This is a genomic window from Stenotrophomonas sp. STK16_22 (genome assembly GCF_051984505.1).
Lineage (GTDB): Bacteria > Pseudomonadota > Gammaproteobacteria > Xanthomonadales > Xanthomonadaceae > Stenotrophomonas > Stenotrophomonas maltophilia_A.
This window is the reverse complement of the sequence record NZ_CP196972.1, coordinates 375,001-397,307: the sequence shown is the minus strand read 5'-3', so window position 1 is coordinate 397,307 and position 22,307 is coordinate 375,001. Positions and strand designations below refer to the sequence as shown.

Genomic DNA, 22,307 nt, shown 5'->3' with positions numbered 1-22,307 from the left:
AACGGGACTCACTTCAGTTTCAGCAACGTGGCCATGTCCTTGCGCAGGCCACCCAGGTCGGTGCCCGGGGCATGACGCATGATCACGAAGCCGTTCGGATCGATCACGTAGACCGGCAGGCCAGCCGGATCGTCGACGCCGGGCAGGGCCGCGCGCAGTGCTGGCGACGGAGCCAGCGGCCGCAGCGCGGGCAGCGAGGCGATCGACGCCGGTGGCGTTCCCAGCCACAGGATTTCGACATTATCGGCGTTATGGCCGAACAGCTGCCACACCTTGCCCAGTCCCTGCGACAAAGTGACGCACTGCGCGTCGCAGGCACCGGCCGGCGCCACCAGCAGGCGCCAGGTACGGGCCTCGGGGTTCCAGGCGTAGGGCTGGCCGCTGGCCAGGGTCGGCGCCTGCTGGCGCAGGTCCACCGGCGGCTTCAGCAGCTGGCCGGCATTGCGGTGCCCGGTCGGTTGCCAGCCGGAGAAGCGCAGCACGGCGGCCAGTGCCATCGCACCGAAGAACACGGCAAACAGCAGCACCAGGGTCCGGCGGCCGGAGCCGCGCGCCTGCGGGGACGTAGCAGTGTTCATGCGGGGCATTTTCTCATGGTTGGGTAAGGGATGCGGGTGTGGTGCCCCGGTAGTGCCGGCCGCTGGCCGGCATCCAGGAATCCGAGGGGATGCCGGCCAGCGGCCGGCACTACCGGGCCACGGCACGTCTCCTGCGCCACTCCAGCACCAGCGCGACCACCAGCACGGTCAGGGCCAGGCCGAACCACTGCACGGCGTAGCCCAGGTGACGCTGCGGCGGCAGCGTGTTCGGCAGCAGGTCCAGATCGCGTTCGTCGCCGAATGGCAGTGCCGGGTCCAGGCGCAGGACGCGGTCGGGCAATACCGGTAGGCCAAGCGCCGCCGCCAGGCCTTCGGCGGGCAAACGGCTGGCCAGCCAACGCCCGGCCTCATCGGTAGCGGAGAACGCCGGGCCCAGTGCCAGTCCCGCCGACGGCGGCGGCGCCAATAACCCACGCACCGCCACCGGCGAAGGCGGCGCCGGCACATCCGGCAGCGTGCGATCCGGCGGCAGCGCGCGCCAGCCGAGGTCGACCAGCAGCACGCTGCCTCCGTCACTGCGGAACGGACGATAGATCTTCACCCCGGCGCGACCATGCCGGGTCTGGTTGTCCAGCAGCACCACGCCGGGCAGGAAGCGGCCGTGGTCGGCCACGCCGTGCAAGGCGCCGGGCGCCGCCAGGGCCTGCGACAACGGAAGCGCTTGCGCCACAGCTGGACCCTGCGCATCCAACATTGCCTGTTTGGCATGCATGCGCTGCAGTTGCCACAGCCCCAATGCGCTGAAACCGGCCATCGCCAGCACCGCCAACAGCCAGCCGATCACGCGCGTGTGCTGGCGCATCATGACAAGTCCGCGCAAACGCGGTCAGATAGGCGCATCCACCCTGCCCTCGAGCCGCGCATGAGTGATTCGCTGAAGACCCTGCTGGTAATCGCGTTTCTGATCGTCATCGTCTGGAATCTGGGCGCCGGCCTGTATTACCTGCTGGTCGACCGCGGCCAGACCAAGCGCACGGTCAACGCACTGACCCGCCGCATCGCGGTGTCGGTGGCGTTGATCCTGCTGGTGATCGTGAGCATCTACATGGGCTGGATAAAACCGCACGGCATCGGCGGCTGAGGCCACCGATACGTGCGCGGTCAAAGCACGTAGACGAACATGAAGAGCATCAACCACACCACGTCGACGAAGTGCCAGTACCACGCGGCGGCTTCGAAACCGAAATGGTTGTCGCGGGTGAAGTGCCCCTTGGCCGAACGCAGCCACATCACGATCAGCATGATCGTGCCCAGCAGCACGTGCGCACCGTGGAAGCCGGTCAGCATGAAGAACGTTGAACCGTAGATGCCCGAGCCGAGCGTCAGGTTCAGTTCCTTGTAGGCGTGGATGTACTCCTCCGCCTGCAGGGTCAGGAAGCCGAGGCCGAGCACCACGGTCAGGCCCAGCCAGATCAGCAGCTGGCGACGGTTGCCCGCCTTCAGCGCGTGATGGGCGATGGTCAGGGTCACGCCGGAGGTCAACAGGATCAGCGTGTTGATCAGCGGCAGGCCCCAGGCCGGAATGGTCTGGAACGTGCCACCGATCGCCGCCGGGCCATTGGTCGGCCATCCGGCGGAATAGCCCTGCCAGAGCAGCTCGTTGGTCATCACACCGCGGCCTTCGCCACTGAGCCACGACAGGCCCAGGTTGCGGGTGTAGAACAGTGCGCCGAAGAAGGCGCCGAAGAACATCACCTCGGAGAAGATGAACCAGATCATTCCCATCCGGAATGATCCGTCGACCTGGTGGTTGTAATTGCCGGCCTGCGATTCGCGCACCACGTCGCTGAACCACCAGAACAGGGTCAGCACTAGCATCGCGATGCCGATGTAGAACGTCCAGCGTCCCCAGCTGGCATCGTTGAGCCAGCTGGCCACGCCCACCATGGTCACCATCATCGCGATGGACCCCACGAACGGCCATTTGCTCTGGGCCGGGACGAAGTACACGTTGGCATCGGTCGGTGTCTGGGCCATGTCGGTATCCGGGTCAGGGTGCGGCGTGCGCGCCTTCCGAGGTGGCGGCCGGAGCCAGCCGATCGGACAGCGCGTCGTTGCGGTAGAAGGTGTAGGACAAGGTGATCGTCTTGATCTCCGGCGGCAGGTCCGGATCGACGATGAAGCGCACCGGCATGTCGCGCTTCTCGCCGGCCTGCAGCGTCTGCGCGGTGAAACAGAAGCACTCGGTCTTGCTGAAGAAGCCCGACGCACGCGCCGGCGCCACCGACGGTACCGCGCTGCCGACCACCGCCTGCTGGCTGTCGTTGCGGGCGAAGTACAGCGCCTCGTTGAGCTCGCCCGGCACCACGTCCATGGTCAACTGTTCGGGATGGAACGACCAGGGCAGGCGCGAGTTGACGCCGCCATCGAACTCCACGCGCACGGTGCGCTTGCCGGTCACGGCGCCGGTACTGGCCTCGCTGCCGGGACCGCGCTCCAGGCGCACGCCGAATACCTTTTCGCAGGCGATGCGGTACAGCGGCACCAGCGAGAACGTGAGCAGGAACACCGCCACCGCCACGCCGATCAGGCGCGGCAGCCCCGCACTGCGTGACGGTGTGGTGGCCGGCGCCTCGCTCATCGGCCGATCACCCCGCTGAGGATGAAGCCGACGTAGACCAGCACGGCGATGGCGCCGACCCAGAGCGCGGTGCGCCTGGCGCGTTGGCGCTGCTGCTCGATGCTTCCACCCTGGTAGAGCCGACCGCTGGTCGGCTGCGCTTCGCTGTTGTAGAGCCGAGCCGTGCTCGGCGGCTTTTCGTCAGTCGAGCATGGTTCGACTCTACCGATCGGGAGCGGGCTTTCGTTATGCATGCCCCACCTCAATGCGTGATGTCGTCATGCGCCAGATCCCCCGGGCGGATGGTCGGCGGCGTGGTGAACGTATGCGCAGGTGCCGGCGACGGCAGCGTCCATTCCAGGCCGCGCGCACCTTCCCACGATCGGGCCTCGGCCTTCTCGCCGTTGCGCAGCGAGGACAGCAGGATCGCGGCCATCATGAACGGCGTGACGAACATGCCGAACGCGCCGATCGAGCTGATCAGGTTCCAGTCGGCGAAGGCCACGCTGTAATCGGGAATGCGGCGCGGCATGCCGGCCAGGCCGAGGAAGTGCTGCGGGAAGAACAGCAGGTTGACGAACACGATCGACCACCAGAAGTGCACCTTGGCCCACTTCTCGCTGTACATCCGCCCGGTCCACTTCGGCCACCAGTAGTACACCGCCGCGATCAGCGCGAACACCGCACCGGTCACCAGCACGTAGTGGAAGTGCGCGACCACGAAGTAGGTGTCGTGGTACTGGAAGTCAGCCGCCACGATGGCCAGCATCAGGCCGGAGAAGCCACCGATGGTGAACAGGATGACGAACGCCACCGACCACAGCATCGGTGCCTCGAACGTCAGCGAGCCACGCCACATGGTGCTGACCCAGTTGAACACCTTCACCCCGGTCGGGATCGAGATCAGCATGGTGGCGAACATGAAGTAGATCTCGCCACCCAGCGGCATGCCCACGGTGAACATGTGGTGGGCCCAGACGATGAACGACAGGAACGCGATCGCGGCGGTGGCGTACACCATCGCCTGGTAGCCGAACAGCGGCTTGCGACTGAAGGTCGGGATGATCTCGCTGACCACGCCAAAGGCGGGCAGGATCATGATGTAGACCTCGGGGTGCCCGAAGAACCAGAAGATGTGCTGGTACATCACCGGGTCACCGCCACCGGCGGCGTTGAAGAAGCTGGTGCCGAAGAACTTGTCGGTCAGCAGCATGGTCACCGCACCGGCCAGCACCGGCATCACCGCGATCAGCAGGAACGCGGTGATCAGCCAGGCCCAGCAGAAGATCGGCATCTTCAGCAGGTCGATGCCCGGCGCACGCATGTTCAGCACAGTGGCGATGATGTTGATCGCGCCCATGATCGAGCTGATGCCGGCCACGTGGATGGCGAACACGCTGAAGGCGACGTTGTAGCCGCCCTGCAGCGACAGCGGCGGGTACAGCGTCCAGCCGCCGGCCGGCGCACCACCGGGCAGGAACAGGGTCAGCAGCAGCAGGCTGAAGGCCACCGGCAACAGCCAGAACGACCAGTTGTTCATGCGCGGCAGCGCCATGTCCGGCGCGCCGATCTGCAGCGGGATCATCCAGTTGGCGAGGCCGACGAAGGCCGGCATCACGCCGCCAAAGATCATCACCAGCGCATGCACGGTGGTCATCTGGTTGAAGAACTCGGGCTTGACGAACTGCAGGCCCGGCTGCGCCAGCTCGGCGCGGATCACCACGCTCATCGCCGCACCGATGATGAACATGATGAAGCTGAAACCCAGGTACAGCGTGCCGATGTCCTTGTGGTTGGTCGAGAAGAACCAACGCTCGAAGAAACTCTGCTGGTGATGGTGATCGTCGTGCCCAACTGCCGAGTGCGCCATTGCAAAACACCTCTCAGAATCGGTTGTCACCACGGCCGCGAACGGCCGCGGGCTTTACATCACGCGCCGCTGGCCACGGTGGCAGGCGCGCTGCCCGCTTCTGCAGCAGCAGGCGCAGCCGGTGCCTCGCTCGCCGGTGCCTCGCTCGCCGGTGCAGTCGGTGCCGCCGGTTCGGTAGGTGCCGCCGGCGTTGCCGGCTCGGCGGGCGGCGCCGGCTTGCGCTGCGCCAGCCACTGCTTGAACTCTTCCTTGGACACCGCCTCGACCACGATCGGCATGAAGCCATGGTCCTTGCCGCACAGCTCGGCGCACTGGCCGCGGTAGACGCCGGGCTGCTCGATGCTGGTCCAGGCTTCATTGATGAAACCGGGGATGGCGTCCTGCTTCCAGCCCAGCGCCGGCACCCACCAAGCGTGGATCACGTCATCAGAGGTGATGACGAAACGCACCTTGGTATCGACCGGCAGCACCAGGCGGTTGTCGACATCCAGCAGGTAATGCGGGTGAGTCTCGCGGGTCGGCACGATGCCACTTTGCCGCACGCGGTCGGACTCGCGGTCCAGGCGGCTGGTGAAGGTGACGTTCTCGCCGAGATACTCGTACTTCCACATCCACTGGTAGCCGGTGACCTTCACCGTCATCTCGGCATCGCGGGTGTCGTACATCTTGATCAGGTTGGCCGTGGCCGGCCATGCCATCACGATCAGGATGATCACCGGGATCACCGTCCAGATGATCTCGGCCTTGGTGTTGTGGCTGAAGGTGGCGGCGACCGCGCCCTTGGATTTGCGGAACTTGAAGATGGCGTAGGCCATCGCCCCGAACACGATGACGCCGATCACCGTGCAGATGATCAACGAGAGATTGTTCGATTCCCAGGCCAGGCGCGAGGTCTGGGTCACCCCCTTGCCCATGTTCAGCTGCCACGGCTTGGGATCGGCCGCCTGGGCCCAGGCCAACGCCGGCATCAGTCCCCCGGCCACCATGGCGGCGACCGCTGCAACGCACTTCGTGCCCCACCTGCTGCTTTGCTTCATTGCCTAGACCCTTAGCGTCGTCGGTTGCCGCCATCGCTGGCGGCGAGCAAGCTTTCAAGTGTCTCTGCGAGCGTCTGACGTTCGGCCGGCGCGAGGAAACTCCCCACCTCCACCTGCCGGCCGCTGGATGCCAGCCGGACCCTCTCGTCGTCGGTGAGCAGGCGCACCCAGTGGGGGTGGGCCCGGAACACCGGCGATCCACCGGGTACGGGGATGACCTCCACGTACGCCGGCACTACCCGGATCTCCTCCTGCCGTTCACCACTGCGCCACAAGGCACGCAGTGCCGCCGCCAGCACCAGGCTGTACAGCAGCGCGAACAGGGGGGCGAATGCATTGCCGGCCAACCACCCGAGGGCGGACACCAGCCACATCGCACCCGACAACACGGTGAACAACAGGACGAACTGCCGGGCATCGAGCGCCCGTGGGGGACGCAGCCGCAGCTGCGTACCTGACCCATCCGGAGCTGGAAGCACCTCGATCATGTCGCAACCGCGTTCCTGCCGCGGGAAACGTCTCGATGGTAGCCCCGCCCTCTCGCCGGTAGCAAGGGTGCATTCACACTTTTTACCATGCTGCAACACAGCATGAGGTCGGCGGCACGAATGACGAATTCAGCACAAATCCTGCCAAGCTTGCTGAACACGCTGAATCCACTGCAGCTAGGGGCTATCAGCGCTTCACGAAGGTGGCTGTTGGGCACTTCCGCAACCCGCAAAAATGATTAAAATCGCCAAGTTTTCCACTGGCCGGACCGGCATGAACGCACCTTCCTCCTCCCCTGCCGCCCACGACGCTCCGCGTCCCGGCGCGCTGCTGTCGCCGGAACTGCCGGCGCCCCCCAACCCGTTCCGCCAGGCCATCACCGATGGCTGGTTGAAGGACGAGGCCAGCCACGTGCGCGAGCTGCTGGCGCAGGCCCGCCTACCCGCCGAAGAGCAGGCCAAGGTGCAGGCGCTGGCCGCCGACCTGGTCGGCCGCGTGCGCGTGCGTGCCAAGGACCAGGGCGCGATCGAAGCCTTCATGCGCCAGTACGACCTGGGCAGCGAGGAAGGCGTGCTGCTGATGTGCGTGGCCGAGGCGCTGCTGCGCATTCCGGACCAGGACACCGCCGACAAGCTGATCCGCGACAAGCTGGCCGATGCCGACTGGGAAAAGCACCTGGGCGGCAGCGACTCGGTGCTGGTCAACGCCTCCACCTGGGGCCTGATGCTGACTGGCAAGCTGGTGCAGATGAACGACGCCACCCGTGCCGATGCGCCCAGCGCGTTCAAGCGCCTGGTCGGCCGCGTCGGTGAGCCGGTGGTGCGCCTGGCCGTGCGCCAGGCGATGAAGATCATGGGCCACCAGTTCGTCATGGGCCGCACCATCAGCGAAGCGCTGTCGCGCTCGCACAAGGGCGACAACGCGAACTACCGCTACTCCTTCGACATGCTGGGCGAAGGCGCGCTGACCATGAAGGACGCGCTGCGCTACCTGGAAGACTACCGTCGTGCGATCCACGCCATCGGCGGCGACCACAAGGCACGCGGCGGCCGTCCGGACGGCGACGTCAACAACGCGCCGGGCATCTCGATCAAACTGTCGGCGCTGTACCCGCGCTACGAGCACGCCAAGCGCGCGCGCGTGCTGAAGGACCTGGTGCCGGGCGTGCTGGAACTGGCACAACTGGCCAAGAGCTACGGCATCGGCTGCACCGTCGACGCCGAAGAGTCCGACCGCCTGGAACTGTCGCTGGACATCATCGAGCAGGTCTTCTCCGACGCCTCGCTGGCCGGCTGGGATGGCTTCGGCGTGGTCGTGCAGGCCTACCAGAAGCGCACGCCGTACACGATCGACCACCTGGCCGACATGGCCCGCCGCGCCGGTCGCCGCTTGCAGGTGCGCCTGGTCAAGGGCGCCTACTGGGACGCCGAGATCAAGCGCGCGCAGATCGAAGGCTACCCGGGCTACCCGGTGTTCACCCGCAAGCAGAACACCGATGTCTCCTACCTGGCCTGCGCCAAGCGCCTGTTCACGCATGCCGACGCGATCTACCCGATGTTCGCCACGCACAACGCGCACACCATCGCGGCCGTACGCAGCATCGCCAATGGCGGCGTGTACGAGCACCAGAAGCTGCACGGCATGGGCGACGACCTGTACGCCGAAGTGGTGCCGGCCGACCGCTTGAACCTGCCCTGCCGCGTGTATGCGCCGGTCGGTTCGCATGAAGACCTGCTGCCGTACCTGGTACGCCGCCTGCTGGAAAACGGCGCCAACTCCAGCTTCGTCAACCGCATCACCGACGAACGCGTGCCGATCGCCGACCTGATCCGCGATCCGGTCGAGATGGTCGCTTCGTTCGAATCGATTCCGCATCCCAAGATCCCGCTGCCAGTTGACCTGCTGCGCAGCCAGAACCACGACAGGAAGAACTCCATGGGCGCCAACCTCGCCAACGACAACGAACTGCGCGCCCTCGCCGAGCAGATCAACGCTGCAGTGAAGCCGTGGCAGGCCGCCCCGCTGGTGCCGGGTGCGAACCCGGCCGGCGCCGCGCTGCCGGTGACCAACCCGGCCGACACCCGCGAAGTGGTCGGCCAGTGGCTGGCCGCCGATGCCGCCACCGTGCAGAAGGCCCTGGCCAACGCCGTGGCCGCGCAGCCGGCCTGGAACCGCACCCCGGCCGCCAGCCGCGCCGCCATCCTCGAGTACGCCGCCGACCAGCTGGAAGCGCGCATGCCGGAGTTCATGGCGCTGTGCGTGAAGGAAGCCGGCAAGAGCCTGCCCGACAGCATCGCCGAAGTGCGCGAAGCGGTGGACTTCCTGCGCTACTACGCCAAGCAGGCGCGCGAGCAGTTCAGCCACGCCGAGAAGCTGCCGAGCCCGACCGGTGAGTCCAACGAGCTGCAACTGCACGGCCGTGGCGTGTTCGTCTGCATCAGCCCGTGGAACTTCCCGCTGGCGATCTTCCTGGGCCAGGTCGCTGCCGCCCTGGCCGCCGGCAACAGCGTCATCGCCAAGCCGGCCGAGCAGACCAACCTGATCGGCTACTACGCGGTGAAGCTGCTGCACGACGCCGGCGTGCCGGCCGAGGTGGTGCAGTTCCTGCCGGGCGACGGTGCCACCGTCGGTGCCGCACTGACCGCCGACCCGCGCGTGGCCGGCGTGGCCTTCACCGGCTCCACCGACACCGCCCGTGCGATCAACCGCGCGATGGCCGCGCGTGATGCCGCCATCGGCGTGCTGATTGCCGAGACCGGTGGCCAGAACGCCTTCATCGCCGACTCCTCGGCACTGCCGGAACAGCTGGTCAAGGACGCGATCGGTTCGGCCTTCACCTCAGCCGGCCAGCGCTGCTCGGCCGCGCGCGTGCTGTTCGTGCAGGACGACATCGCCGACAAGGTGATGACCATGCTGGCCGGTGCGATGAAGGAACTGAAGGTCGGCAACCCCGGCCTGCTGTCCACCGACGTCGGTCCGGTGATCGACGCCGATGCGCTGCAGATCCTGCAGGATCACGCCGTGCGCATGGACCGCGAAGCACGCCTGATCGCTGCGGCCGAGCTGTCCGCCGAAGCGGCCAACGGCACCTTCTTCGCCCCGCGTGCGTACGAACTGAAGGACCTGGGCCAGCTGCAGAAGGAAGTGTTCGGTCCGGTCCTGCACGTGATCCGCTGGAAGGGCGACCAGCTCGACGCGGTGATCGACCAGATCAACGCCACCGGCTACGGCCTGACCCTGGGCGTGCATTCGCGTATTGACGAGACCGTCGACCGCATCAGCAACGGCGTCCACGTCGGCAACGTCTACGTCAACCGCAACCAGATCGGTGCGGTGGTCGGCGTGCAGCCGTTCGGCGGCCAGGGCCTGTCCGGCACCGGCCCGAAGGCCGGCGGCCCGCACTACCTGCTGCGCTTTGCCACCGAAAAGACGGTGACGGTGAATACCACCGCCGCCGGTGGCAACGCCTCGCTGCTGACCCTGGGCGACTGATCGCCTGCGTCATGCGGTGAACGAAAAACCCCGCGAAAGCGGGGTTTTTTGTGCCTTTTTTCCTGTAGCGCCGAGCGTGGGCTCGGCGCTACACCCGCATCAGGCCGCGCCAATGACGCAACGCCACCAGCGCGTTGATCCAGAAGCCCACGTACAGGATCGAGGTCAGGTGCAGGCCACGGCTGTAGTACAGCGGCACCGCCACGGTGTTCACCAACAGCCACACCCACCACGATTCCAGCTTGCGCCGCATCATCAGGATCTGCGCGATCACGCTCAGCACCAGCACCGCCGAATCGATGTAGGGCGCGTAGGCGTTGGTCAGGCGGGTCAGCATCCAGCCGTAGCCGAACGTGGCCACCACCGCCAGCGGCGCGAGCCAGGCCCATGCACGCGGTCGCAATGAGGTAATCGGCAGCGGCGCACCGTGATCGCCACGCAGCCACTGCCACCAGCCCAGCACGCTGATGGCAATGAAGAAGAACTGCAGCACCATGTCTGCGTACAGGTGCGAACGCTCGAACACGGCGGCGAACAATGTGCAGCCCACGATGCCCAGCCACCAGGTGTGCACGTTGTTGCGGCCGGCCAGCAGGATCGAGCCGGCGACGGCAATGTTGGCAGCCAGCTCCAGCTGGAAGTTCGGATCGGACAGGTTCATGGCGCTATTGTCGTGGATCCGCACCGTGGCTGGCTGCGCTCTTCAGTAGATCCATACCACGCGTGGATGGCCCGTGGCCACAGAAAAAGAAAGCCCCGCTTGCGCGGGGCCTTCCGTGTGCTGCGTCAGGCCGAGGCCCGAATCAGAACTTGTACTGGAACGAAGCCGCCAGCACGTCGCCACGGACCTTGTACTTGCCCGACAGCGAGTTGCCCTGGTTGGCAGTGGTGGCACGCACGTTCACGTTCGGATCGCTGGTGAACAGGTGGGTGTAGCCAAAGTTGTACTCGGTGTTTGCCGACGGGGTCCAGCCCACGCCCAGCGACAGCCACTTGCGGCTGGTATCCGGCACGCGCGCGTCGCGGTGTGCGTCGGTGGTCGGGGTCTGGTCCAGTGCAACACCACCGCGCAGGGTGACGGTGTCGCTCAGCTTGTAGTCGGCGCCCAGCGACACGAAGGTGGTGTCACGGTAGCCGAACTCCAGGACCGAGTCCGCCTGCGGCGACGCGTAGTCGACGGTGACGCTGTCAAAGGCGGTCGACCAGGCGGTACGGGTCACGTCGCCCATCACGGTCCAGCGGTCGTTGACCTTGTGGGTCACGCTCAGGGTGGCCGAGGCCGGCATGGTCACCGTGGCCTTGCCGCTGGTGTCCATGAACCAGCCGCGGGTACGCGGCGAGTTGGTCAGCAGCGAACGTGCGCGGTCGGCGCCGCTGAAGGTCGCATCACCACCGGTGATCTTGTGCTCGACCTTCGAACGGTAGCTCAGGCCGATGTGGGTGTTCTCGTCGATCGAGAACAGGCCACCGACGGTCCAGCCCACGGCATTGTTGTCACCCTCGATCTTCAGGGTGCCATCCGCGCTGCCCGGGGCGAAGCCCGGAGCGCCGGCGCCGGCCAGGATGCTGCCGTAGTCGACGGCGTTGCTCAGCTCGATGGTCAGGTGCTCGACGAACACCGACGCGCCGAACGACACGTACGGGTTGACGTCATACGACGCGGCGAAGCCAAGGTCGATGGCCTTCAGATCGGTCTTCAGGCCGCTGTAACGACCGACCCAACCGTTGTCGTATTCGGTCTTGAAGCCGAACGGTGCGGTCAGCGACACACCGAAGTGGGCCTTCTCGCCGATCGGCATGTGGAAGTACGCAGCCGGGACCGGAGCGATCATGCCGGCGTCGCCGCCGTCACCACCGGTCTGCGGGCGGCCTGCCGCATTGCGGCCCTGGCCCTTGAACTCGGCCTTGAAGCTGATGGCGCTCAGGTCGCCCTGGACCATCGTGCCTTCCAGCTGGCGCATGCCGGCCGGGTTGACGGCGATGATGGAGGCGTCGCCTTCGGCGCTGCCGGAACCGGCGAACGCGCGGCCGAGGCCCTTGGCGCTGTTTTCCTTCAGCTGGAAGGCAGCAGCGTTGGCGTCGGCGGCGGCCAGCGCACCGGCAACGCCGACGGCCAGCAGGGTCAGACGGGCAATGGTGGAAGCGGTTTGCATCGTAGTTCTCTCTCCGGTAAGCGGTGATGGTGCTCTGAGTGCGCCTGCGCCCGGCAGGCCTTGGGGCCCTTCGGAGCGCGCCGGATTCCCCTCCCGACATACGACGCCGTATGCGAGTATTACCCAGAGCTGTTAATGAAACAATAACAGCGCAGGCGCTTTTTTCGTCCCAGAAGCTGAACAGGACAATCCCCGCCGTAAGCGCCCGCACGCTAGGCTATTGCCCATGTTCGTCTCCCTCCCGTCGCGCAAGAAGGCGGCCCTGCGCTGGGCCACGCCCGTGCTGTTTGCGGCACTGTGGCTGGCGTTCCTGTGGTCGATCTCGCGTCCGGACGACGCCCGGGGCAGCCTCTGGCTGGACTGGGGCGCCCTGTCCACCGGCCTGACCCACCCGCTGGACTGGTGGGCGACCCTGCAGGACGGCAGCGTGCTGCGGCTGTTCACGGCTCTGTTCCTGCACGCGGACTGGTCACATCTGCTGGGCAACCTGGTGTTCCTGCTGATCTTCGGCCTGCCCGCCGAGCGGGTGCTGGGGCCGTGGCGGCTGCTGCTGCTGTTCCTGGTCGGCGGTGCGGTGTCCAACCTGGTAGCGATCTACACCATGGGCAGCCCGGACCAGATCATCATCGGTGCCAGCGGCGCGGTGTCCGCACTGATCGGCGCCTATCTGGCCCTGTTCCCGGGCGCCCGGCTGGGCGTGGTCATTCCGCTCGGCCTGTTCCTGGAGTTCGTGCGCGCCCCGGCCTACCTGCTGATCGGCGTCTGGGCCGCCCTGCAGGTGGTGTTCGCCCATATCGGCCCAAGCTTCGGCATGGTCGCCTGGTGGGCGCACATCGGCGGCTTCGTGTTCGGCGTGGTGTACGGGGTCTACGTGCGGGCGGCCATCGCCCGCCGCCTGCGCAAGCGCCACGGCTTCTGACCCCTGGTAGTGCCGGCCGCTGGCCGGCTCCACGCGCACCCGCTCGTTCGTGGCGTCGAGCGTGCTCGACTCCTTCATCGATATGGATCTGCTCCGTCCGCGATGACGCCGAATGCGTCACTCGCGACTGACCACCAACGTGTTGTGGTGGGTATCGAACAGCAGCGTAGCGCCGTCATCCAGCACCACGAAGTACTCAAAGAACGGCAACTCGCCGAGCAAAGGAATCAGTTCACTTGCCTGCAGAGTCCAGATCGGCCACGGCAATGCGCGCTCATCTGACGCTACCAGGCACATTTCACCGTTCACTTCCGCCAGCAGTTCAGCCAGGCAGGAAAGGCCTTCATCGCTGCTGTCGTATTGGATCGTCTGATCAGACGTCGCTTTGCCTGCCCACCAATAGACAAAGCGCGGATCGATTCCATGGCGGACCGCCAGGGATTCCAGCAGGGTGGCGGCCCGGTCAGGTGGCAGCGGATCACGGCCAAGGAGTTGGCTGATCGTAGTCGCCAGGTTCGAATCGTCCATGGGCCGATTCTATCGGGCGACGCCTCGGCCGCGTCGCCTTCTGCATGAGCAGGGTGTCCGCCAGGCACAGCCCGGCGCTACCCTCAGGGCTTGGCCGGGACCGGAATGGGCTTCGCTTCCGGCTTCGCTTCCGGCTTCGCTTCTACCTTCGCCTCCGGCTTCGCGGCAGCGGCCTTCGCAGCCTTGGCCGCATCCACTTTCGTCGCTTCGGCCTTCAAGCGTGCAGCCACCGAACCCGGGTTCTTCAGCTCGGCCAGCGCGTCGTTGATCGGGCCATCGCCCGGCAGTACCGCACCGGCGTGATAGCCCTCGGTGCCCTCGTCGTCACCGCGCAGATGGCCCGGCAGGGTCGCTTCGCTGTAATCGCTCAGGCTGGCCGGCAGTGCATCCTCGGCCGGCGTAGCGGCCGGCTTCAGTTCGACCTCCGGCACGATGCCCGTGGCCTGGATCGACTTGCCGCTGGGCGTGTAATAACGCGCGGTGGTCAGCTTCACCGAGTCACCGTTGTCCAGCGGCAGCACGGTCTGCACCGAGCCCTTGCCGAAGGTGCGGCTGCCAACCACGCGGGCGCGCTTGTTGTCGCGCAGTGCGCCGGCCAGCACTTCCGAGGCACTGGCCGAACCGGCGTCGACCAGCACCACCACCGGTGCGCCCTTCAGCAGGTCGCCCGGCGTTGCATCGAAACGTGCATCGCTGATGCTGATGCGACCGCGGGTACTGACGATGTTGCCCTTGTCGAGCAGGTCGTCGGCCACCTGCACGGCAGCGGTCAGCAGGCCACCCGGGTTGCTGCGCAGGTCCAGCACCAGGCCCTTGAGCTGGCCACCGGACTGCTTCTGCAGCTGCTGCACGTGCTTCTGGAAGTCCGAACCGGTGTCGGCCTGGAAGGTGCTCAGGCGGATGTAGCCATAGCCCGGTTCCAGCAGGCGGCTGCGCACGCTGGTCACGCGGATGGTCTGGCGGGTGAGGCTGACATCGAACGGCTTGGGCTTGCCTTCGCGCACGATGGTCAGCACCACCTTGCTGCCGGCCGGGCCGCGCAGCGGTTCGCTGGCATCGATCGCGCTGATCGGCTTGCCGTCGATGGCGATGATCAGGTCACCGGCGAGGATGCCGGCCTTGGCCGCCGGCGTGTCGTCGATCGGCGAGATCACCTTCATGCTGGCGTTGTCTGGCTGCTGCTGCAGCTCAACGCCGATGCCTTCGTAGGCACCGCTGGCCTGTTCGTCGAAGGCCTGCGCGTCTTCCTTGTTGAAGTAGGTGCTGTGCGGGTCGAGGTCGAGCAGCAGGCCACGCACCGCTGCCTGCATCAGCTTCTTGTCATCGACCGGATCGACGTAGGCGGCCCGCACTGCGTTGTAGACGGCCACGAAGCGGCGGATGTCCTCCAGCGGCACCTTCGAGGTCACCGCCTCCTCGCTGCTCGCTGCCTGCCCGCCGGTTTCCTGGCTCGGGGCGGGCGCGGTCTGCTGCGCCCAGGACAGCGCTGGCAACAGGGCCAGCAAGAGGGTGGCGGTACGGGCTGCGCGCATGGATCACTCCTGTCGACGGTGGCATGGTGCCCAAGGCACATGCACCGATTATGCGCGAAGCACAGCTAAATTCCCGTTGAATCCAGCCCGCTCATGGCGAGCCGGGATTCAGCGCCGCTGCAGCCAGCTGTCCGGATTCACCGGTTGCCCGCCACGACGCAGCTCGAAGTACAGCGCGGTGACCCCTTGGCCCCCCGAGTTGCCGACCTTGGCCACCGCATCGCCACGGCTGACCCGTGCACCGGCGTCCTTGAGCAGGGTGTCGTTGTGGGCGTACAGGCTCATGTAGCCATTGCCGTGGTCGACGATCAGGATCATGCCGTAGCCGGTCATCCAGTCGGAGAACACCACGGTACCGTCGGCCACAGCGGTGACGGTGCTGCCGGCCGGTGCGCCGATCAGCACGCCGCTGCTGGTACGCCCGTCAGGCAGCTTGCCGCCGTAGCGGGCCAGCAGGTTGCCGGACAACGGCCAACCCAGGCCCCCCACCTTCGGCGCCGGTGCGGAAGCCACCGCCGGCGGAACCTTGGTGGGCGGTGGCGGCCGTCCCTGTGCCGCGGCCTGGCGTGCGGCACGTTCGGCAGCGGCCTTCTCCGCTGCCGCACGGCGCGCAGCCGCGCGACGCTCGGCCTCGGCACGGGCGGCGGCCGCACGCAGATTGGCCAGCAGTGTTTCCAGCGCCTTGGCGTCCTGGCCCAGCGCCTGTTCCTTCTCGCGCTGGTCCTTGAAGCGCTCGTCCAGCGAGGCCACGGTCTTTGCACGATCGCGGCGGTCGGCTTCCAGCGCCGCTGCCTGCTGCTTCTGGTCCTGCTGCGCCCCCTGCAGCTTCTGCTTGCGCTCGGCAATCTGCGCCTGCAGCGCTTCCAGTTCCTTCAGGTCGGCGGTCAGCGTGGTGATGCGCTGGGCCCGCTCACGCTGCAGGTAGCGGTGGTAGGCCAGGGCGCGATTGGCATCGGCCACCGTGTCCTGCGACAGCAGCAGCTTCAATGGTGCGTGGTTGCCCAGCTGGTAGGCCGCACGCAGCAGGCCGGCCAGCTCGCGATGCTGCTGGGCGAGGTTGACCTGCAGCGTGCTGCGGCGTTGTTCGGCCTCGGCCAGGGCCCTTCCCTGCTCGCGCAGCGCGGTCTCGGTCTGCGCAAGCGCACGGCCGGTGCGGGCCACCTTCTCATCTGCCTCGCGCAGCTGCTGCGAGGCCTGGCCACGCTGGCCTTCGATCTGCCGGCGCTCCTGCGCCACGCCCTTCAGCTCACTGCGCAGCTTCTGCAGCTTGCGCTCGGTCTCGCGCGTGGTCTGCGCGGCACCCGGCAGCGGCAACGCCAGTGCCAGGGCCAGCCCCAACAGCAGGCAGCGCCCGCCGCGAGCAGCGGCGATGTGATGTCGGCGTGATGGGAAGGCGTTGTTGCGCAAGGGCTTTCCAGTGACTTCAGGCAGTTGCAGGGGGTACCGGGGAATGGTGACATCTCCGCACGCGGCCTGCCAGCCGCACATCCATCGAGGTCCCCATGAAAGCTCTCTCCATTCCGCTGCTGTTGGGCGTACTGCTGGTCACCGGGCCAGTGGCAGCGCAGGAAAACATCAGCAAGGTCAACGGCAGCATCAGCGCCGAACCCGGCCAGCGCTACGGCAAGCTGGACACCGTCAACGGCGGCATCCGTGTCGGCGAAGGTGTCGAGACCGGCAGCATCGACACCGTCAACGGCGGGGTCAAGGTCGCCGATCGCGCGCGCACCGGCAAGATCGAAACGGTCAACGGCGGCGTACGCCTGGGCCGCGAAGTGATCGCCCACGGCAGCGTCAGCACCGTCAACGGCAGCATCTTCAGCGATCGCGGCAGCCAGATCGAAGGCGGCGTTGAAACCGTGAACGGTGGCATCGGGCTGGTCGAAAGCCGCGTCGGCAACGACGTGGAAACCGTCAACGGTGACATCACCGTGGGCATCGGTTCGCAGGTCAAGGGCGGTGTGCACGTGCGCAAGCCGAACTTCAGCGTCTCGCTGACCGCCAGCCGCAAGCCGCGCGTGATCATCGGTCCGAATGCCGTGGTGGACGGCCCGTTGCAGTTCGAACGCGAGGTGGTGCTGTACGTGCACCGCACGGCCCGCATCGGCCCGGTCACCGGCGCCGAGCCGATCCCGTTCGACACCGAAACCGCTCCGGCGGACTGAGCACACCGCGCCCATCGGTTCGGTGATACTCGCTGTTACCGGTCGTACACGTGGTGCGGCCGCCCTTTGTTTTCCAGGAATCGACGATGCCCCGCAAACTCCTCCTGTGCCTGGCCGCTGCGGCCGCGCTCAGTGCCTGCAAAGGCGAAGACACTCCGGCGCCCGCGCCGGCCACCGACACCGCCACTGCCAAGCCGGCGGCCCATGCGTTCTCGCCGGAGATCAACGCCGGCGACTTCGCCGAGATGGTCAAGACGCTGGCTTCGGATGAATTCGAAGGCCGCGCCCCGGGCAGCAAGGGCGAGGAACTGACGGTCAACTACATCCGCGACCAGATGCAGCGCATCGGCCTGCAGCCCGGCAACGGCGACAGCTGGTTCCAGGATGTGCCGATGACCGAGACCACGGCCGACGAATCGACCGTGCTGAAGATCACCCAGGGCGGCAAGACCACCGAGCTGAAGTTCGGCACCGACATGGTGGTGGGTACCCGTACCGGCCAGGCCGAGGTGAAGGTCGATGCCAGTGACCTGGTGTTCGTCGGCTACGGCGTCGACGCGCCGGAGCAGAAGTGGAACGACTACGCCGGCCAGGACTGGAAGGGCAAAACGGTCGTCATGTTTGTCAACGACCCGGGCTTCCATGTCGATGACGCGAAGCTGTTCGACGGCAAGCGCATGACCTATTACGGGCGCTGGACCTACAAGTTCGAGGAGGCTGCGCGAAAGGGCGCCGCTGCCGCGCTGATCGTGCACGACACCGCCGGCGCTTCCTACGGCTGGGATGTGGTGAAGAACTCCTGGGCAGGCCCGCAGTACGACCTGCCGGCCAAGGATGACCCGGAAGCCCGCATTCCGGTGCAGGGCTGGCTGAGTGCCGACGCTGCCAAGGCGCTGTTCGCCGGTGCCGGCCTGGACCTGGCGCAGGCCTACAAGGACGCCAGCAAGCGCGGCTTCAAGCCGGTGCCGCTGAAGGCCACCGCTGCAGTCGATCTGAAGAGCCAGATCGCGCAGAAGCAGTCGCGCAACGTGGTGGGCGTGCTGCCGGGCAGCAAGCGTGCCGACGAGGCCGTGCTGTACATGGCGCACTGGGATCACCTGGGCAAGCACGAGGGCGAGACCGGCGACAACATCTACAACGGCGCGGTCGACAACGCGACCGGCGTGGCCGGCATTCTCGAAGTGGCCGAAGCAATGGCCCACCAGGAGCCGAAGCCGGAACGTTCGGTGGTGTTCCTGGCGGTGACCCTGGAAGAATCCGGCCTGCTGGGTTCGAAGTACTACGTTGCCCATCCGACCTTCCCGCTGGACAAGATCGCCGGCGTGATCAACATCGACGCGATGTCGGTGGCCGGCCGTGCCAAGGACGTTACCGTCACCGGCTTCGGCAGCTCGGAGCTGGAAGACATCCTCAAGCCGCTGGCCGCGGCCCAGGACCGTACCCTGCACGGTGAGACCTCGGTGCAGAGCGGCTTCTACTTCCGTTCCGATCACTTCAACTTCGCCAAGGCCGGTGTGCCGGCCCTGTACGCCGATGGCGGCGAAGACCTGCGCGAGGGTGGCGTGGACGCGGGCCGCAAGGCTGCAGCCGACTACGGCGCCAACCGCTACCACGGCCCGAAGGACGAGTTCGATGCGGCCACCTGGAAGCTGGACGGCACCGTCGAAGACCTGCAGCTGATGTACGGTGTCGGCAAGGAGCTGGCCGGTGGTGATCGTTGGCCGAACTGGTACGAAGGCAACCCGTTCAAGGCAGCCCGCGACGCGATGATGAAGGACAAGGCCCCGGCTGCGGCGAAGTAACGTCGAGCTTGCTCGACTGAGTACTGAAGCAAGCCAAGGCGGCGCCCGCAAGGGCGCCGCTTTTTTGTGTGTGATCGCGCCCTGCAGTTGTAGATGCCAACCTTGGTTGGCGCCGTGGTTCCATGCAGAGAGCATCCACGCATGGCGTGGATCTACTTGTAGTGCCGGCCGCTGGCCGGCAAACGATCGCTGTGTGGGCCTGCTGTTGGTAGCTGCCAACCTTGGTTGGCGCCATGGTTCCTCGCAGAGGGCCTCCACGCATGGCGTGGATCTACCGGTAGTGCCGGCCGCTGGCCGGCAATCACAGCGACGCGCACTGTCTGGACCTGCTGCCGGGGGGCGGCACCGCTCTTCGCAGGGACAGCCATCCACGCATGGCGTGGATCTACCGGCCGCTGTGCAGCCACGGCAGTGCCGGCCATCGGCCGGCACTACCCGCATTTCGCGCGCACAAAGAAAAACCCCGCTGCGCGAGCAGCGGGGTTTTGGGTGTAAACCCTGGCGATGACCTACTCTCGCATGGCTTGAGCCACACTACCATCGGCGCAGCTGCGTTTCACTTCCGAGTTCGGGATGGGATCGGGTGGTTCCACAGCGCTAATTTCACCAGGGAGACGGTTGCAGCAGCGCTTGCAGCGCCAGCTTCGCGATCTTGCCCTTGGGGCGGAAGGTACCCGGAAAATGCAGTGCCTTCACTTAATAAGAAAAACCCCGCTGCGCATGCAGCGGGGTTCTCGGGTATAAACCCTGGCGATGACCTACTCTCGCATGGCTTGAGCCACACTACCATCGGCGCAGCTGCGTTTCACTTCCGAGTTCGGGATGGGATCGGGTGGTTCCACAGCGCTAATTTCACCAGGGAGGCGGTTGGAGCGTCGCCATCCGATACAACTGGATAAGGCGCCTGCCTCTCGTAGTTCTTGTGACGTAGCGTGCACTTGGATGCTCTTACGACGTTGTCGTAAAGCCAAGGCAACTTGAGGTTATATGGTCAAGCCTCTCGGATCATTAGTATCAGTTAGCTCAATACATTGCTGTACTTACACACCTGACCTATCAACCACGTAGTCTACATGGTTCCTTCAGGGGGCTTGTGCCCCGGGAGATCTCATCTTGAGGCGCGCTTCCCGCTTAGATGCTTTCAGCGGTTATCGCTTCCGAACATAGCTACCCGGCAATGCCACTGGCGTGACAACCGGAACACCAGAGGTTCGTCCACTCCGGTCCTCTCGTACTAGGAGCAGCCCCTCTCAAATCTCCAACGCCCATGGCAGATAGGGACCGAACTGTCTCACGACGTTCTGAACCCAGCTCGCGTACCACTTTAAATGGCGAACAGCCATACCCTTGGGACCGACTACAGCCCCAGGATGTGATGAGCCGACATCGAGGTGCCAAACACCGCCGTCGATATGAACTCTTGGGCGGTATCAGCCTGTTATCCCCGGAGTACCTTTTATCCGTTGAGCGATGGCCCTTCCATACAGAACCACCGGATCACTAAGTCCTAGTTTCCTACCTGCTTGATCCGTCGATCTTGCAGTCAAGCACGCTTATGCCTTTGCACACAGTGCGCGATGTCCGACCGCGCTGAGCGTACCTTCGAGCTCCTCCGTTACTCTTTAGGAGGAGACCGCCCCAGTCAAACTACCCACCATACACGGTCCCCGACCCAGATAATGGGCCCAGGTTAGAACGTCAAGCACGACAGGGTGGTATTTCAAGGATGGCTCCGCTGCAGCTAGCGCCACAGTTTCATAGCCTCCCACCTATCCTACACAGACGAACTCAACGTTCAGTGTAAAGCTATAGTAAAGGTTCACGGGGTCTTTCCGTCTTGCCACGGGAACGCTGCATCTTCACAGCGATTTCAATTTCACTGAGTCTCGGGTGGAGACAGCGCCGCTGTCGTTACGCCATTCGTGCAGGTCGGAACTTACCCGACAAGGAATTTCGCTACCTTAGGACCGTTATAGTTACGGCCGCCGTTTACTGGGGCTTCGATCAAGAGCTTCGCCTTGCGGCTGACCCCATCAATTAACCTTCCAGCACCGGGCAGGCGTCACACCCTATACGTCCACTTTCGTGTTTGCAGAGTGCTGTGTTTTTGATAAACAGTCGCAGCGGCCTGGTTACTGCGACCCTCTTCAGCTATAGCTCGCACGAGCCACCAAAAAGGGTGCACCTTCTCCCGAAGTTACGGTGCCATGTTGCCTAGTTCCTTCACCCGAGTTCTCTCAAGCGCCTGAGAATTCTCATCCTACCCACCTGTGTCGGTTTACGGTACGGTCTGCGTAAGCTGAAGCTTAGGAGCTTTTCCTGGAAGCGTGGTATCAGTGACTTCGCCTTAAAGGCTCGTCTCGGTGCTCGGTCTTAGAGGATCCCGGATTTGCCAAAGATCCAAACCTACCGCCTTTCCCCAGGACAACCAACGCCTGGTACACCTAACCTTCTCCGTCCCTCCATCGCACTTACGCGAGGTGCAGGAATATTAACCTGCTTCCCATCGACTACGACTTTCGTCCTCGCCTTAGGGGCCGACTCACCCTGCGCCGATTAACGTTGCGCAAGGAAACCTTGGGCTTTCGGCGTGCGGGTTTTTCACCCGCATTATCGTTACTCATGTCAGCATTCGCACTTCCGATACCTCCAGCAGACTTCTCAATCCACCTTCAACGGCTTACGGAACGCTCCTCTACCGCGCATACAAAGTATGCACCCCAAGCTTCGGTTCTGTGCTTAGCCCCGTTAAATCTTCCCCGCAGACCGACTCGACCAGTGAGCTATTACGCTTTCTTTAAAGGGTGGCTGCTTCTAAGCCAACCTCCTGGCTGTCTGTGCCTTTCCACATGGTTTTCCACTTAGCACAAAATTTGGGACCTTAGCTGTGGGTCTGGGTTGTTTCCCTTTTCACGACGGACGTTAGCACCCGCCGTGTGTCTCCCATACAGTCCGTCTCGGTATTCGGAGTTTGCAATGGTTTGGTAAGTCGCGATGACCCCCTAGCCATAACAGTGCTCTACCCCCGAGAGGATACATATGAGGCGCTACCTAAATAGCTTTCGAGGAGAACCAGCTATCTCCGGGTTCGATTAGCTTTTCACTCCTAATCACACCTCATCCCCTACCTTTGCAACGGGAGTGGGTTCGGGCCTCCAGTG

Annotated in this window: 18 protein-coding genes and 3 rRNA genes (1 of these 21 running past the window's edge); 5 read left to right on the top strand and 16 right to left on the bottom strand. The window is 65.2% G+C overall.

Annotated elements, in window-relative coordinates:
• Window positions 1-8: 8 nt before the first annotated feature.
• Window positions 9-578: a hypothetical protein gene (locus ACSYAO_RS01785; RefSeq protein WP_032129724.1), complete on the bottom strand. Its 570-nt coding sequence runs from the start codon at window positions 576-578 to the stop codon at window positions 9-11.
• A 109-nt stretch (window positions 579-687) separates the two neighbouring features.
• Window positions 688-1,404, bottom strand: a complete 717-nt coding sequence (locus ACSYAO_RS01780) for an SURF1 family protein (protein ID WP_049461907.1) — start codon at window positions 1,402-1,404, stop codon at window positions 688-690.
• A 57-nt stretch (window positions 1,405-1,461) separates the two neighbouring features.
• Here ACSYAO_RS01780 and ACSYAO_RS01775 point away from each other — a divergent pair, with 57 nt between their 5' ends.
• Window positions 1,462-1,680 carry a twin transmembrane helix small protein gene (locus ACSYAO_RS01775; RefSeq protein WP_005412025.1) on the top strand — a complete coding sequence of 73 codons (219 nt, stop codon included), beginning with the start codon at window positions 1,462-1,464 and terminating at the stop codon, window positions 1,678-1,680.
• Window positions 1,681-1,700: 20 nt separating this feature from the next.
• Here ACSYAO_RS01775 and ACSYAO_RS01770 read toward each other — a convergent pair whose 3' ends face one another.
• From ACSYAO_RS01770 to ACSYAO_RS01745, 6 genes are read right to left on the bottom strand one after another with little or no spacing between them, the layout of a single operon-like run.
• A complete protein-coding gene (locus ACSYAO_RS01770; protein WP_049461908.1) occupies window positions 1,701-2,576 on the bottom strand; it encodes a cytochrome c oxidase subunit 3 in 876 nt (291 codons plus the stop codon).
• A gap of 13 nt (window positions 2,577-2,589) precedes the next feature.
• Window positions 2,590-3,180: a cytochrome c oxidase assembly protein gene (locus tag ACSYAO_RS01765; protein ID WP_049461909.1), complete on the bottom strand. Its 591-nt coding sequence runs from the start codon at window positions 3,178-3,180 to the stop codon at window positions 2,590-2,592.
• The gene (locus ACSYAO_RS01760; protein ID WP_049461910.1) at window positions 3,177-3,413 is read right to left on the bottom strand and encodes a hypothetical protein; all 237 of its coding nucleotides are present in this window, start codon (window positions 3,411-3,413) and stop codon (window positions 3,177-3,179) included. The genes ACSYAO_RS01765 and ACSYAO_RS01760 overlap by 4 nt, the downstream gene beginning before the upstream one ends.
• A gap of 8 nt (window positions 3,414-3,421) precedes the next feature.
• Complete coding sequence (ctaD, locus tag ACSYAO_RS01755) at window positions 3,422-5,029, bottom strand: cytochrome c oxidase subunit I (RefSeq protein ID WP_004153896.1); 1,608 nt, start codon at window positions 5,027-5,029, stop codon at window positions 3,422-3,424.
• A gap of 59 nt (window positions 5,030-5,088) precedes the next feature.
• On the bottom strand, window positions 5,089-6,066 hold the full coding sequence (gene coxB, locus ACSYAO_RS01750; protein WP_049461911.1) for a cytochrome c oxidase subunit II: 978 nt from the start codon (window positions 6,064-6,066) through the stop codon (window positions 5,089-5,091).
• A gap of 11 nt (window positions 6,067-6,077) precedes the next feature.
• Complete coding sequence (locus tag ACSYAO_RS01745; protein WP_004153894.1) at window positions 6,078-6,554, bottom strand: DUF2244 domain-containing protein; 477 nt, start codon at window positions 6,552-6,554, stop codon at window positions 6,078-6,080.
• Window positions 6,555-6,828: 274 nt separating this feature from the next.
• Between ACSYAO_RS01745 and putA the strand changes: the two genes are divergently transcribed.
• On the top strand, window positions 6,829-10,047 hold the full coding sequence (gene putA, locus ACSYAO_RS01740) for a bifunctional proline dehydrogenase/L-glutamate gamma-semialdehyde dehydrogenase PutA (RefSeq protein ID WP_071227445.1): 3,219 nt from the start codon (window positions 6,829-6,831) through the stop codon (window positions 10,045-10,047).
• Between the two features lie 88 nt (window positions 10,048-10,135).
• Here putA and pnuC read toward each other — a convergent pair whose 3' ends face one another.
• Together pnuC and ACSYAO_RS01730 are read right to left on the bottom strand one after the other, a co-directional pair.
• Entirely contained in the window at window positions 10,136-10,708 is a 573-nt protein-coding gene (gene pnuC / locus ACSYAO_RS01735; RefSeq protein WP_049461913.1) for a nicotinamide riboside transporter PnuC, read from the bottom strand.
• Window positions 10,709-10,850: 142 nt separating this feature from the next.
• Complete coding sequence (locus ACSYAO_RS01730) at window positions 10,851-12,200, bottom strand: outer membrane protein transport protein (protein WP_049461914.1); 1,350 nt, start codon at window positions 12,198-12,200, stop codon at window positions 10,851-10,853.
• Between the two features lie 226 nt (window positions 12,201-12,426).
• On the opposite strand from ACSYAO_RS01730, the gene ACSYAO_RS01725 reads away from it, so the two are divergent.
• Window positions 12,427-13,119: a rhomboid family intramembrane serine protease gene (locus ACSYAO_RS01725; RefSeq protein ID WP_019662230.1), complete on the top strand. Its 693-nt coding sequence runs from the start codon at window positions 12,427-12,429 to the stop codon at window positions 13,117-13,119.
• A 117-nt stretch (window positions 13,120-13,236) separates the two neighbouring features.
• Here the strand turns inward: ACSYAO_RS01725 and ACSYAO_RS01720 are convergent, their stop codons facing one another.
• The 3 genes from ACSYAO_RS01720 to ACSYAO_RS01710 form a co-directional block, all read right to left on the bottom strand.
• Window positions 13,237-13,647 carry a hypothetical protein gene (locus tag ACSYAO_RS01720; RefSeq protein WP_032129716.1) on the bottom strand — a complete coding sequence of 137 codons (411 nt, stop codon included), beginning with the start codon at window positions 13,645-13,647 and terminating at the stop codon, window positions 13,237-13,239.
• An 83-nt stretch (window positions 13,648-13,730) separates the two neighbouring features.
• A complete protein-coding gene (locus tag ACSYAO_RS01715; protein WP_049461915.1) occupies window positions 13,731-15,179 on the bottom strand; it encodes a S41 family peptidase in 1,449 nt (482 codons plus the stop codon).
• Window positions 15,180-15,287: 108 nt separating this feature from the next.
• A complete protein-coding gene (locus tag ACSYAO_RS01710; RefSeq protein WP_049461916.1) occupies window positions 15,288-16,586 on the bottom strand; it encodes a murein hydrolase activator EnvC family protein in 1,299 nt (432 codons plus the stop codon).
• 95 nt (window positions 16,587-16,681) lie between these two features.
• On the opposite strand from ACSYAO_RS01710, the gene ACSYAO_RS01705 reads away from it, so the two are divergent.
• Both ACSYAO_RS01705 and ACSYAO_RS01700 read left to right on the top strand, forming a co-directional pair.
• A complete protein-coding gene (locus ACSYAO_RS01705; protein WP_032129713.1) occupies window positions 16,682-17,344 on the top strand; it encodes a hypothetical protein in 663 nt (220 codons plus the stop codon).
• An 86-nt stretch (window positions 17,345-17,430) separates the two neighbouring features.
• A complete protein-coding gene (locus tag ACSYAO_RS01700; protein WP_049401620.1) occupies window positions 17,431-19,146 on the top strand; it encodes a M28 family metallopeptidase in 1,716 nt (571 codons plus the stop codon).
• Between the two features lie 496 nt (window positions 19,147-19,642).
• Here the strand turns inward: ACSYAO_RS01700 and rrf (ACSYAO_RS01695) are convergent.
• The 3 genes from rrf (ACSYAO_RS01695) to ACSYAO_RS01685 form a co-directional block, all read right to left on the bottom strand.
• Window positions 19,643-19,757, bottom strand: a 5S ribosomal RNA gene (gene rrf / locus ACSYAO_RS01695).
• A gap of 134 nt (window positions 19,758-19,891) precedes the next feature.
• A 5S ribosomal RNA gene (gene rrf / locus ACSYAO_RS01690) occupies window positions 19,892-20,006 on the bottom strand.
• A 127-nt stretch (window positions 20,007-20,133) separates the two neighbouring features.
• Window positions 20,134-22,307: ribosomal RNA gene (locus ACSYAO_RS01685) — 23S ribosomal RNA — on the bottom strand (it continues 704 nt past the right edge of the window).